The organism is Variovorax sp. AC194, assembly GCF_979257995.1.
Window position 1 is genome coordinate 4,632,022 of record NZ_OZ409823.1, and the last position, 13,664, is coordinate 4,645,685.

The 13,664-nt window shown below is 63.1% G+C and carries 5 protein-coding genes and 1 pseudogene; all 6 read right to left on the reverse strand.

What is annotated here, in order from left to right; translation table 11 throughout:
* Positions 1–18: 18 nt before the first annotated feature.
* A complete protein-coding gene (locus ACZYRS_RS22045) occupies positions 19–1,248 on the reverse strand; it encodes an ROK family transcriptional regulator (RefSeq protein WP_463420980.1) in 1,230 nt (409 codons plus the stop codon).
* Positions 1,241–2,038 (reverse strand): ATP-binding cassette domain-containing protein, encoded by a 798-nt coding sequence (locus ACZYRS_RS22050; RefSeq protein ID WP_198785974.1) that lies wholly within the window; start codon positions 2,036–2,038, stop codon positions 1,241–1,243. Before ACZYRS_RS22050 ends, ACZYRS_RS22045 begins: the two co-directional genes overlap by 8 nt.
* Entirely contained in the window at positions 2,038–3,003 is a 966-nt protein-coding gene (locus ACZYRS_RS22055) for an ABC transporter permease (RefSeq protein ID WP_198785973.1), read from the reverse strand. Before ACZYRS_RS22055 ends, ACZYRS_RS22050 begins: the two co-directional genes overlap by 1 nt.
* 40 nt (positions 3,004–3,043) lie before the next feature.
* Entirely contained in the window at positions 3,044–4,066 is a 1,023-nt protein-coding gene (locus tag ACZYRS_RS22060; RefSeq protein WP_463420981.1) for a substrate-binding domain-containing protein, read from the reverse strand.
* A gap of 589 nt (positions 4,067–4,655) precedes the next feature.
* Entirely contained in the window at positions 4,656–12,575 is a 7,920-nt protein-coding gene (locus ACZYRS_RS22065) for a YadA-like family protein (RefSeq protein WP_463422521.1), read from the reverse strand.
* A 357-nt stretch (positions 12,576–12,932) separates the two neighbouring features.
* Positions 12,933–13,043 (reverse strand): annotated as a pseudogene (locus tag ACZYRS_RS22070) (ESPR domain-containing protein); the annotation flags it as partial.
* Positions 13,044–13,664: the final 621 nt, after the last annotated feature.

The window sequence follows — 13,664 nt, forward strand, 5'->3', positions numbered from 1 at the left end:
CGTTCCCTGCGCAGGCGCTCAGGCCGCCTTCAGGAACACATCGTGATCCGGTGCGAAGTTGGCGTGCAGCGGCAGCATCGCCCCGCCCAGCGCGCACGCCTGCGCCCCTACCCTGCCCCCGTGCAACTGCGGCGGCCACAGGCCTTCCCAGTTGCACTGGGAGAGCGCGGCGCGCGTCTGGTCGAGCAGAGCTTGCAGCAATGCGCGTGACATCGATCCATCCATCACCACATCGGCCAAATCGAGCACCGCGGTGCTGCTGACGATCGCATGCGCCAGCGCCAGCGACGCGGAGCCGAGCCAGGCCTGCGTGGCCGCGGCATAAGGCGCCTGCAACGCGCGGTCGTCGTAGGCCGCGGCGGGATCGAGCCCTTCGCCCTGCAGGCGCTGCTCGAGCTCCCACAGCGAGGCCTCGGCCATCACCTGCGGCGGCAGCGCGCCGCCCGCACGCACCGGCTGCATCGGCAACGAAGCCAGCGCGCCGGCATTGCCGTTCGCGCCCGCGTGCAGGTGCGAATCGATGACCAGCCCGCCGCCCACGAAGGTGTCCACGAAGATGTAGAGAAAGCTCTTCAAGTCATGCCCGCGCCCGCCCACCAGCTCGGCCACGCAGGCGGCCACGGTGTCGCGCGCGAAGCTCACCGGCACCTCGGTGCGCGCGCGCACCTCGGCCAGCAGGTCCATCTGGTTCCATTCGTCCGACTGCGCTTTCGACAGGCCCAGCGTGCGGTGCCAGCCGCCCAGCAGGTACGGCGCGGCCAGCCCCACGCCGACGTTGCGCGCGGCCAGCGCGCCGAGCCCGTCGCGCAGGCGATGGATGTGCTCGGCAATCGCGGGCAGCAGCGCATCGGCATCGGGAAAGTCGTAGCTCATCGCATGGCGCTCGCGCACCTGCGCGGTGAAGTCGATCAAGAGCCACTCGGCGCCGCGCCGCCCCACCTTGATGCCGATGGCAAACGCCCCGTCGGGGTTCAGCGCGAGCGGCACCGAAGGCTGCCCGATGCGCCCGCGCACCCGGCTTTGCTTGACGATGAGCTGGTCTTCTTCCAGCCGCGCGGTGATGAGCCCGATGGTCTGCGCGCTCAGCCCCGTGAGCCGCGCGAGGTCGGCCTTGGGCAGGCTCGTGTGAACGCGCAGCGCCTGCAGCACCACGCGCTCGTTGAACTGGCGCATGCCGACCTGGTTGGAGCCGCGCGGGCGCAGCAGGTCGGGCGAGCGCGCTGCAATGGGTGCCTCCACATCAGGCATGCGCGTCCGCGGGCAGCTGGTCGGCGGTCATGGCGCCGGTCATCACGGCCACGGTGTCGCTCATGCTGATCTTCTTCGGGTTGAGCACCGCGGCGCGCTTGCCCAGGCGCGCCACGTGGATGCGGTCGGCCACCTCGAACACGTGCGGCATGTTGTGGCTGATGAGCACCACGGGCAGGCCCTTGTCGCGCACGCGGCGGATGAGCTCCAGCACCATGTTGCCCTCCTTCACGCCGAGCGCGGCGGTGGGCTCGTCCATGATGACCACGTGCCGCGCGAAGGCGGCGCTGCGCGCCACCGCCACGCACTGGCGCTGGCCGCCCGAGAGCGTTTCGACCGCCTGCGTCATCGACTGGATGCCCACCTTCAGGTCGGCCATGCGCGCGGCGCTTTCCTGCAGCATCTTCTTCTTGTCGAGCATGCGCAGCACGTTGCCCAGGAACCCGGGGCGGCGCAGTTCGCGGCCGAGGAAGAGGTTCTCGTAGATGGTCATGGCAGGTGCCACGGCCAGGTCCTGATACACCGTCTCGATGCCCGCGCGCCGCGCATCGAGCGGATTGCGAAAGTGCACCGGCGCGCCATCGAGCAGGATCTCGCCCTGGTCGGGCACGACCGCGCCCGAGAGCGCCTTGATGAGCGAGGACTTGCCCGCGCCGTTGTCGCCGATCACCGCGAGGATTTCGCCTTCGCGCAGCTCGAAATCGACGCCGTCCAGCGCGGTGACCTGGCCGTAGCGCTTCACGAGGCCCTTGGCCTGCATCACGATCTTGGGGTTGGCCACGGTGTTCATCAGCGTGCTCCCTTGCGCGAGAGTTGGTCGGCCGCCACCGCGAGGATCACGAGCACGCCCGTCACCAGCACCTGGTAGATCGACGACACGCCCATCAGCGTGAGCCCGTTGCGAAACACACCCACGATCAGCACGCCGATCAGCGAGCCCAGCACGATGCCGCGGCCGCCGAAGAGGCTGGTGCCGCCGAGCACCACGGCGGTGATGGCGTCCAGGTTCTCGGTCTGCCCCGCATTGGGGTCACCCACGCCGGTGCGCGCCACCGACAGCAGCGAAGCGATGCCATAGAGCGCGCCCGCGGCCACGTACACGCCCAGCAGCACGCGCTGGGTCGGAATGCCCACCAGGCGCGTCGCCTCGGCGTTGTTGCCCACGGCGTAGATGTGGCGGCCCGCGCCCGTCTCGCGCAGCACGAACCACGCGAGCAGGTACAGCAGCACCATCAGCACCGCGCCCCAGGCGACCTCGGTGCCGCCGATGGCGAAGGTGGTGCCCAGCCCCGTGAGGCTCGCGGGCAAATCGGTGATGGTCTGCGACGACGAATACAGCTGCGTGATCGCGAACGCGATGTTCAGCGTGCCCAGCGTCACGATGAAGGGCGGCAGCTTGATGCGCGTGACCAGGAGGCCGTTGACCAGGCCGAAGAGCGTCGTCACGCCCACGCCGCAAAGAATGGCCACCGGCACCGGCAGCCCGAGCTCGGTGGCGAACTTGCTCATGACGATGCCGCCCAGCGCCATCACCATGCCGCACGACAGGTCGATGCCCGCCGTGAGGATGATCAGCGTCTGGCCGATGGCGATCACGCCCACCACCATCACCTGCTGCAGGATGAGCGACAGGTTCTCGCCGGTGAGGAACCGGTCGGACTGCGTCGCGAAGAAGATGCATGCGCCCAGCAGGGCCAGCCAGGGCCCGAGGGCGCCCCACGGGATGTGGTGCGTCGGGGATTTCGTCGTCGTCATTGTTGTGTGCTCCCTGCGGTCTCGTTCTTGCGGCGCCTGATTACTTCTTGCCCCAGCACAGCTCGGCGCCGGTCTTGGTGTCCTTGCTCTCCACGCCCGCCACGCTCTTGCCGGCGATCAGCGTGACGCCCGTGTCGACATAGCCCGAGGCCTTCTTGCCGGTCTTGGCGAACTCCACGCCCGCGGCCACGCCCATGGCGGCCATCTTCAGCGGGTACTGCTGCGAGGTTGCGGCGATGACGCCGGCGTTGGTGTCCTTGATGCCCTGGCAGCCGCCGTCGACCGAGACGATCATCACGCCCTTCTCCTTGCCCGCGCGCTTGAGCGCGGTGTAGGCACCGGCCGCGGCGGGCTCGTTGATCGTGTAGACCAGGTTCACGTCGGGCGCTTTCTGCAGGCAGTTTTCCATCACGGTCTGCGCCTTGGCCTGGTCGCCGAAGCTGTCGGCCATGCAGACGATCTCGGGCGCCTTCGAGAGCTCGTTCGACTTGGCATCGTTCGCAGCCAGGCCGAAGCCCTTCATGAAGCCGTTGTGCCGCTGCGCGCCCACCGGGTGACCCGGCAGCAGGTCCAGCGCGATGATCTTGGGCGTCTTGCCGGCCATCGCGGCCTTGGCGTATTCGCCGATCAAGACGCCCGCGGTGTAGTTGTTGGTGGCGAAGAGCGCATCGGTCGCGTCCGGCGGATCGGCCGGGCTGTCCAGGGCGATCACCATGATCCCCTTGTCGCGCGCCTTCTTGATGGCCGGCACGATCGCCTTGGCGTCGCTGGGCGTGATGAGGATGGTCTTGGCGCCGGCCGCGATCATGTTTTCCATCGCGGTGATCTGGCCCGCGTTGTCGCCGTCGGCCTTGCCCGCGCCCGACAGCAGCTTGGCGCCGAGCTTCTTGGCTTCTTCCTGCGCGCCCTCTTTCATCTTCACGAAGAAGGGGTTGGTCTCGGTCTTGGTGACCAGGCCGATGACTGGCTCGCCGGCCGCATAGGCGGTGGATGCGGCGGCGGCGGCCAGGGAAAGAATGGCGAGGGCCAGGGTCGAGCGACGGCGGCTGCGCGAACTGAACATGGGTTTGTCTCCTTGGGATGGCGATAGGTCTGCGACTGCGGGAACGGGGGCAACTATGTTTCAGCACGGCGACTAAATCAAGTGCTTGTAGTTATCGGAAACCCGGAGACCGGACTGCCCGACGGCGAATTCCTTCATTGCCTCCGGATTTGCGAATGTAGGTCGAATCGGCTATTCATCCGGATAGGGATAGGCCTATTGTTTTATTGACCCAATGACGTCCAATCGCGCGTTATTCCGACTCCTATCAATTGTTTTTCAATATTGATTTTTTGTTCTAAAAACGAATGAATTGATTGCACGCTCCTCGAAGCCTCAAACTCGCTAAATCCTAAAAAGTCGTTATCTGACAATGACTTACAAGAGGGCACAGGCGCGCAGCGGAATTTCCCGGCACTTGCGAAACAGCTTTTACCAACATCGGTAAATCAGCTGCAACCGGATCGCCGGCAGAAATCCTCGCAATTCCGGACGCGATGAGGACCACCCGGCAAGCGCACGTGCATGAATCGCCATCGGCAAACAAAAAAGCACCGCCTGGGCGGTGCTTTTTTGAGACGTCGCGATCAATGCATCGCGTTCGAACCACTTACCACTGGAAACCGACGCCCGCCGTCGCGCCGACGTCGCCGCGGGTGTTGGCCGAGCCGCTGAACTTGTACGTCCAGCGGGTGTCGGCGGACAGCATCGACACCCCGGCGGCGATCGCGGTCTGCCCCTTGTAGGTCGAGACTGCGGCCGAAGCCATCGGCCGGCCCGGCACCGCCGCCTGCGGCAGGCCCGCCATCGCCATCGCTGCCGCGGTGCCGCTGTCCGCGTCGCGCCGCAGCTCCTGCGCCTTCGCATCGGTGTACGCGTTGGCTTGCCGCAGGGCCTGGGCGGAGGTCTGGCGCGAGATGCCGACCGCCTGCTGCAGGTTGACGGCGTCTGTCGCTTCGGTGGCGGGCGCCACGTTGGTGATCTGGCGCTCGGCGCCTTGCGCGCCCACCGACACGGTGTTGGCGCGATCGGCCAGCGAACCTGCCCCGATGGCGACGGCGCTCGGCGCGGTCGCAGCGGCATTGCTGCCGATCGCCACGCTGTTGTTGGCCGCTGCCAGCGAATCCGGACCGACCGCCACGGCGCCCTGACCCTGGGCGTTCGCCTTCGGCCCCACGGCAACACCGCGGCTGCCAGCTTGCACCACGGCGGCGTCGGAGCCGTCGGCGTTGGCGTCGACCGCCACCGTCGCGCCCTGTGCCTGCATTCGGTCCACGCGCTCCTTCGCGGCATCGGCGACCGTTCTGGCCGCCTTCGCGTCGCCGCGGACGTCGGCGATGTCGGCGGTGTTCGTGGCCACGCGGCCGTCCAGGTCCTTCACGGACTTTTGCGCTTCGCCGGCTTGGGTCTTCGCATCGTCGGCGGTCGCCTTGGCGGTGTCCGCCTTGGCATCGGCCGTGGTCGCGGTGCGCTGGGCCTCGTCGGCCTGGGTCTTGGCGGCGGTGGCGGCGCTGGTCGCCGTGTCGGCCTTGGTTGCCGCCGCGGCGGACTCGGCCTTCGCGGCGCCGGCCAGCGACTGGGCGGCCGTTGCCTTGCCGTCGACGCCTGCGATGTCGGCGGTGTTCCTGGTCACGCGGCCGTCCAGGTCCTTCACGGACTTTTGGGCTTCGCCGGCTTGGGTCTTTGCGTCGTTGGCCGTTGCGCTCGCAGTGTCGGCCTTGGCAACTGCCGTGGCCGAGTCAGCCTTCGCACCCTCAGCCACAGTCTTGGCCGCATCGGCTGCCGACTTCGCATCGGTTGCCTTCACGTCAAGGCCAGCGATGGCGTTGGTGTTCTTCGCCACTCGACCATCCAGCGCCGATGCAGACTTCTGTGCATCACCGGCCTGCGCCTTGGCTTCGTTTGCTGCTGTGCTCGCCGTGTCGGCCTTGGCAACTGCGGATGCCGAATCGGCCTTGGCAGCCTCAGCCACCGTCTTGGCCGCATCGGCTGCCGACTTTGCGTCGGTTGCCTTCACGTCAATACCGGCGATGTCGGTGGCGTTCTTGGCCACATCGGTCTTGAGGCCAGCAACGTCGCCGGTGTTTTTCGCCACGTCGGTCTTGATGGCAGCAATGCCGTCGGTGTTCTTCGCCACATCGGTCTTGATGGCCGCAGTGTCACCCTTCAGACCAGCGACATCGCCAGTGTTCTTCGCCACGTCGGTCTTGATGCCAGCGATACGGTCTTCATTCTTCGTCACTCGACCATCCAGCGCCGATGCAGACTTTTGTGCATCACCGGCCTGCGCCTTGGCTTCGTTTGCTGCTGTGCTCGCCGTGTCGGCCTTGGCGATTGCGGATGCCGAATCGGCCTTGGCAGCCTCAGCCACCGTCTTGGCCGCATCGGCTGCCGACTTTGCGTCGGTTGCCTTCACGTCAATACCGGCGATGTCGGTGGCGTTCTTGGCCACATCGGTCTTGAGGCCAGCAACGTCGCCGGTGTTTTTCGCCACGTCGGTCTTGATGCCAGCGATACCGTCTTCGTTCTTCGTCACTCGACCATCCAGCGCCGATGCAGACTTCTGTGCATCACCGGCCTGCGCCTTGGCTTCGTTTGCTGCCGCGCTCGCCGTGTCGGCCTTGGCAACTGCCGTGGCCGAATCGGCCTTGGCAGCGTTGGCCACCGTCTTGGCCGCATCGGCTGCCGACTTCGCGTCGGTTGCCTTCACGTCAATACCGGCTATGTCGTTGGTGTTCTTCGCCACATCGGTCTTGAGGCCAGCGATACCGTCGGTGTTCTTGACCACATCGGTCTTGATGGCCGCCGTGTCGTTCTTCAGGCCAGCGACATCCCCCGTGTTTTTCGCCACGTCGGTCTTGATGCCAGCGATACCGTCGGCGTTCTTGGCCACATCGGTCTTGATGGCCGCAGTGTCGTCCTTCAGGCCAGCGACATCACCCGTGTTCTTCGCCACGTCGGTCTTGATGCCAGCGATACCGTCTTCATTCTTCGTCACTCGACCATCCAGCGCCGATGCAGACTTCTGTGCATCACCGGCCTGCGCCTTGGCCGCATCGGCTGCCGACTTCGCGTCGGTTGCCTTCACGTCAATACCGGCGATGTCGTTGGTGTTCTTGGCCACATCGGTCTTCAGGCCAGCGACATCACCAGTGTTCCTCGCCACGTCAGTCTTGATGCCAGCGATACCGTCTTCATTCTTCGTCACTCGACCATCCAGCGCCGATGCAGACTTCTGTGCATCACCGGCCTGCGCCTTGGCTTCGTTTGCTGCCGCGCTCGCCGTGTCGGCCTTGGCAACTGCCGTTGCCGAGTCAGCCTTCGCACCCTCAGCCACCGTCTTGGCCGCATCGGCGGCCGACTTTGCGTCGGTTGCCTTCACGTCAAGGCCAGCGATGTCGTTGGTGTTCTTCGCCACATCGGTCTTGATGCCAGCAATGCCGTCGGCGTTCTTGGCCACATCGGTCTTGATGGCTGCCGTGTCGTTCTTCAGGCCAGCGACATCACCCGTGTTTTTCGCCACGTCGGTCTTGAGGCCAGCGATACCGTCGGCGTTCTTGGCCACATCGGTCTTGATGGCTGTCGTGTCGTTCTTCAGGCCAGCGACATCACCAGTGTTCCTCGCCACGTCAGTCTTGATGCCAGCGATCCCGTCGGTGTTCTTGGCCACATCGGTCTTGATGCCAGCAATGCCGTCGGTGTTCTTCGCCACATCGGTCTTGATGCCAGCGATACCGTCTTCATTCTTCGTCACTCGACCGTCCAGCGCCGATGCAGACTTTTGTGCATCACCGGCCTGTGCCTTGGCCTCGTTTGCTGTCGCGCTCGCCGTGTCGGCCTTGGCAACTGCCGTTGCCGAATCGGCCTTCGCAACATCGGCCACCGACTTCGCATCCGTCGCTTTGGCATCGATACCAGCGATGTCGCTGGTGTTCTGTGCCACATTGGTCTTGATGGCCGCCGTGTCGCCCTTCAAGCCAGCGATGTCACCGGTGTTCTTGGCTACATCGGACTTGATGACTGCAGTGTCACCCTTCAGTCCAGCGACATCGCCAGTGTTCTTTGCCACATCGGTCTTGATGGCCGCCGTGTCGCCCTTCAACCCAGCGACGTCACCGGAGTTCTTTTCCACATCCGTCTTGATGCCAGAGATGTCATCGGCATTCTTTGCCACTCGCGCCTCCAGAACTGATGCGGACTTCTGCGCATCACCGGCCTGCACCTTGGCTTCGTTGGCAACTGCGCTCGCCGAATCAGCCTTGGAAACCGCTGTTGCCGAATCAGCCTTTGCACCCTCAGCCACAGTCTTGGCAGCATCGGCTGCCGACTTTGCGTCGGTTGCCTTGGCGTCAAGTCCAACGATGTCGCTGGTGTTTTTCGCGACATCGGTCTGGAGGCCAGCGACATTGCCAGTGTTTTTCGCGACATCGGTCTTGATGCCAGAGATGTCGTCGGCGTTCTTCGTCACTCGCCCGTCCAGCGCCGATGCAGACTTCTGCGCATCACCGGCCTGTGCCTTGGCTTCGTTCGCAACTGCGCCCGCGGTGTCTGCCTTGGCAACTGCTGTTGCCGAACCAGTCTTTGCAGCTTCAGCCACAGTCTTCGCAGCATCGGCCGCGGACTTGGCCTCGGTTGCCTTGGCGTCGAGGCCAACGATGTCGTTGGTGTTCTTCGTCACTCGACCGTCCAGCGCCGACGCAGACTTCTGCGCATCACCCGCTTGTGCCTTGGCTTCGTTGGCAACTGCGCCCGCGGAGTCGGCCTTGGCAACTGCCGTTGCCGAATCAGCCTTTGCAGCTTCAGCCACAGTCTTGGCAGCATCGGCTGCCGACTTTGCGTCGGTTGCCTTGGCGTCGAGGCCAGCGATGTCGCTGGTGTTCTTGGCCACGTTGGTCTTGATGCCAGAGATGTCGTCGGCATTCTTCGTCACTCGCCCGTCCAGCGCCGACGCAGTCTTCTGCGCATCACCCGCTTGAGCCTTGGCTTCGTTTGCCGCAGCGCTTGCCGTGTCCGCCTTGGCAACTGCTGTTGCCGAATCAGTCTTTGCAGCGTTGGCAGCCAACTTTGCATCGGTCGCTTTGGCGTCAATAGCGGCGATGTCACTGGTGTTCTTGGCCAGGTCGGTCTTGACGGCCGCGGTGTCGTTCTTCAGGACGGCGACATCGCCAGTGTTCTTCGCCACATCGGTCTTGAGGCCAGAGATGTCGTCGGCATTCTTCGCCACTCGCCCGTCCAGTGCCGATGCGGACTTCTGCGCATCACCGGCCTGTGCCTTGGCTTCGGTTGCAACTGCGCTCGCCGTGTCGGCCTTGGCAACTGCCGTTGCCGAGTCAGCCTTTGCAGCTTCAGCCACCGTCTTGGCCGCATCGGCTGCCGACTTGGCGTCGGTCGCCTTGGCGTCTAGGCCAGCGATGTCGCTGGTGTGCTTGGCCACATCGGTCTTGACAGCCGCCGTGTCGTTCTTCAGCCCGGCAACATCGCCCGTGTTTTTCGCCACTTCGGTCTTGAGGCCAGAGATGTCGTCGGCATTCTTCGTGACTCGCCCGTCCAATGCCGATGCAGACTTCTGTGCATCGCCGGCCTGTGCCTTGGCTTCGGTTGCAGTTGCGCTCGCCGTGTCGGCCTTGGCAGCTGCCGTTGCCGAATCGGCCTTTGCAGCTTCAGCCACCGTCTTGGCAGCATCGGCTGCCGACTTTGCGTCGGTTGCCTTGGCGTCGAGGCCAGCGATGTCGCTGGTGTTCTTGGCCACGTTGGTCTTGATGCCAGAGATGTCGTCGGCATTCTTCGCCACTCGCCCGTCCAGTGCCGACGCAGACTTCTGTGCATCACCGGCCTGCGCCTTGGCTTCGTTTGCTGCTGAGCTGGCTGTTTCGGCCTTCGCAACTGCCGTTGCCGAATCAGCCTTCGCCCCCTCAGCCACCGTCTTGGCCGCATCGGCCGCCGACTTTGCGTCGGTTGCCTTGGCGTCGAGGCCAGCGATGTCGCTGGTGTTCTTGGCCACGTTGGTCTTGATGCCAGAGATGTCTTCGGCGTTCTTCGTCACTCGGCCATCCAGCGCCGATGCAGACTTCTGTGCATCACCGGCTTGAGCCTTGGCTTCGTTCGCGGCTGCGACCGCCGTGTCGGCCTTGGCGACTGCCGTTGCCGAGTCAGCCTTTGCAGCATCGGCCGCCGACTTTGCATCAGTCGCTTTGGCGTCGATACCGGCGATGTCGTTGGTGTTCTTGGCCAAGTCGGTCTTGACGGCCGCCGTGTCGTTCTTCAGGCCAGCGACATCACCCGTGTTCTTCGCCACATCGGTCTTGAGGCCTGCAATATCACCGGTGTTCGTCGCTACATCAGTCTTGATGGCCACTGCGTCGTTCTTCACTGCAGCGACATCGCCCGTGTTCTTCGCCACATCGGTCTTGAGGCCAGAGATGTCGTCGGCATTCTTCGCCACTCGTGCGTCCAGTGCCGATGCAGACTTCTGCGCATCACCGGCCTGTGCCCTGGCTTCGTTTGCCGCCGCACTCGCCGTGTCGGCCTTGGCAACCGCTGTTGCCGAGTCGGCCTTCGCAGCTTCAGCCACCGTCTTGGCCGAATCGGCTGCCGACTTTGCGTCGGTTGCCTTGGCGTCGAGGCCAGCGATGTCGCTGGTGTTCTTGGCCACGTTCGTCTTGAGACCTGCGACCCCGTCGGTGTTCTTCGCCACATCGGTCTTGAGCCCAGAGATGTCGTCGGCATTCTTCGTGACTCGCCCCTCCAGTGCGGATGCAAACTTCTGTGCATCGCCGGCCTGTGCCTTGGCTTCGGTTGCAACTGCGCTCGCCGTGTCGGCCTTGGCGATTGCCGTTGCCGAGTCAGCCTTCGCAGCTTGAGCCACAGTCTTGGCCGCATCGGCTGCCGACTTTGCTTCGGTTGCCTTGGCGTCGAGGCCAGCAACGTCGCTGGTGTTCTTCGCTACGTCGGTCTTAAGACCTGCGATATCACCAGTGTTCTTCGCCACATCGGTCTTGATGGCCGCCGTGTCATTCTTCAGCCCGGCGACATCGCCCGTGTTCTTCGCCACATCGGTCCTGAGGCCAGAGATGTCGTCGGCATTCTTCGCCACTCGTGCGTCCAGTGCCGATGCAGACTTCTGTGCATCGCCGGCCTGTGCCTTGGCTTCGGTTGCAACTGCGCTCGCCGTGTCGGCCTTGGCGACTGCCGTTGCCGAGTCACCCTTCGCAGCTTCAGCCACCGTCTTGGCCGAATCGGCTGCCGACTTTGCGTCGGTTGCCTTGGCGTCGAGGCCAGCAATGTCGCTGGTGTTCTTGGCCACATCAGTCTTGACGGCTGCCGTGTCGTCCTTCAGGCCAGCGACATCGCCAGCGTTCTTCGCTAGGTCGGTCTTGAGACCTGCGATATCACCAGTATTTTTCGCCACATCGGTCTTGATGGCCGCCGTGTCGTTCTTCAAGCCAGCAACCTCACCAGCGTTCTTCGCCACGTCCGTCTTGACAGCCGCCGTGTCGTTCTTCAGCCCGGCGACATCGCCCGTGTTTTTCGCCACATCGGTCTTGAGGCCAGAGATGTCGTCGGCATTCTTCGTGACTCGCCCGTCCAATGCCGATGCAGACTTCTGCGCATCGCCGGCCTGTGCCTTGGCTTCGGTTGCAACTGCGCTCGCCGTGTCGGCCTTGGCAACCGCTGTTGCCGAATCGGCCTTTGCAGCTTCAGCCACCGTCTTGGCCGCATCGGCTGCCGACTTTGCGTCGGTTGCCTTGGCGTCGAGGCCAGCGATGTCGTTGCTGTTCTTCGTCACCCGACCGTCCAGCCCCGATACAGACTTCAGCGCTTCACCGGCCTGCGCCTTGGCAGCCTCGGCTGCCAGCTTGGCCGCATCGGCGGTGGCAACCACGCTGTCTGCCTTGGTGCCTGCTGCGGCGGCCGCATCGGCCGCGGCCTTTACCGAAAGGCTCAACCGCTGGTCGAGTTCATTCAATTGGGAGCCATTGATCGCGTCCTTGCTGTCCGCGGAAACAACGCCGGGGTTCACCCCGGTGAGTTTTTGATCCAGGAATTCGACGACACCTGTTCCGCCGATTGTCGTTTGACCTTTCTTAAGGCTATTTATCAAAACACCACCAGCGGCATCCAGATTCATAGTCTTGTCGGCAGTCAGATTCATGTTGGTACTAGCACCAAAACTCATGTAGCCGCCGGAAAAGAGTTCCAACTCGTTTCCCGTCCTGATTCGCCCCCAGCTTTGGGCGCCGATATCGATTGCCGCTCCGCTCGTCAGATCCATACTGTAAGCCGAGAGCAATCGCACCTGTCTACCGGAAGACAGGCTCATGTTTTCTCCGGATAAAAAATCAAGCGTGCTTCCTGTTTTTAGTTTTCCCCAGGTCTTAGCTTCCATGTCGATTTCCGCCCCGCTGGTCAAATCAATTTTGTTGCCTGAGAGCAAACGGATCTGTTGATCGGATGTCAGGTACGTAGTTCCTCCGGAGGACAATTCGAGCTGTTGCCCTGTCTTGATTCGCCCGAATGTCTTAGCTTTCATATCGATTTCCGCCCCGCTGGTCAGACCAATTTTAGTGCCTGAGGACAAATTCACCTGACCTTGCAAAGACGTCAAATCTAAATTGCCGCCCGCGGAGCCACTTATGGAAGTTGTCTGTGCAGTATCAGTCGCACCACCACCTCCTGCCGAAGTCCCCAATCTATCTAAAGCGGTGGAAATAGTGAACGAAGATCCTCCAGTATTAGTGGTCCCACAATCTATCGCAGATATTTTTGCGTCCTTTCCCGATCCGTGACCCACGCCTGAACCTTCGCTCCCGGTGCCACATAACTGAATCCCGACTGCATGCGCACTTTGAGTCAGCCCCATACCGCTAATAACCACGGTCGCCAAAACCCCGGCAATTGCTCGCACGACAGAAGATTTACCCCGCCCCTTAGCGCTTTCACACACCGCGGCCCACAATTGCGTGGAGGCATTCCATACAAGACGATAGATTCGATTCATGATATTTAAAACTGGTGATTCAAGAGGAGCGAAGTAAAAAACCCATTACTGGGACCCCTAATTCGGGGAAAACGGAATATAAATGGATAGCAAACTCCACGGGTCCGTTGAAAATACTCAAAAGTAATGTTTGAGACTATCCCCGGGCATCAAGCGCGCAAAAATCACCACTACTTCACACCGCTGTTCGACATCGTTGTTTTTATGCTTACTTGCATTTAAAAGTAATGTTTAAGACATTTAAGGAAGTTTTTTATTTAATTCCGAGGAAAAATTCACACCTGCAATTCAGGCGCGTGTTTTTTGGCGTATCGAAAATGCGGGGTAAAAGCCGGGTCGAAGCGCCCGCAGCGCGGGTGCCGCTCAAGCGCAGCCTTGCGAGGCAGCGCGCTCGATCTGCTCCAGCCCCCTCCCCGCACAGGCTCCCCACGCCCGACCGCCTGCAGCGCCGCCGCAGTGATGAACATCGCCTGCTAGCCGAACTCCTGCGCCACCGCACCGCCCAGCAGCACGCCCAGCAAGCCGCCGACGCCGCTCAGGGTGAACAGCGCTTGGAGAACGAGAACGGTGCGGCAATGAGGCCAAGGACCGCATCGCGCAGGCCGCCGCTAACAAGCCGGT

Coding starts and splice junctions, on each gene's coding strand:
- ACZYRS_RS22050 (WP_198785974.1), bottom strand. CDS start 2,038: ATGAACACCGTGGCCAACCCCAAGATCGTGATGCAGGCCAAGGGCCTC.
- ACZYRS_RS22065 (WP_463422521.1), bottom strand. CDS start 12,575: ATGAAAGCTAAGACATTCGGGCGAATCAAGACAGGGCAACAGCTCGAA.
- ACZYRS_RS22060 (WP_463420981.1), bottom strand. CDS start 4,066: ATGTTCAGTTCGCGCAGCCGCCGTCGCTCGACCCTGGCCCTCGCCATT.
- ACZYRS_RS22045 (WP_463420980.1), bottom strand. CDS start 1,248: ATGCCTGATGTGGAGGCACCCATTGCAGCGCGCTCGCCCGACCTGCTG.
- ACZYRS_RS22055 (WP_198785973.1), bottom strand. CDS start 3,003: ATGACGACGACGAAATCCCCGACGCACCACATCCCGTGGGGCGCCCTC.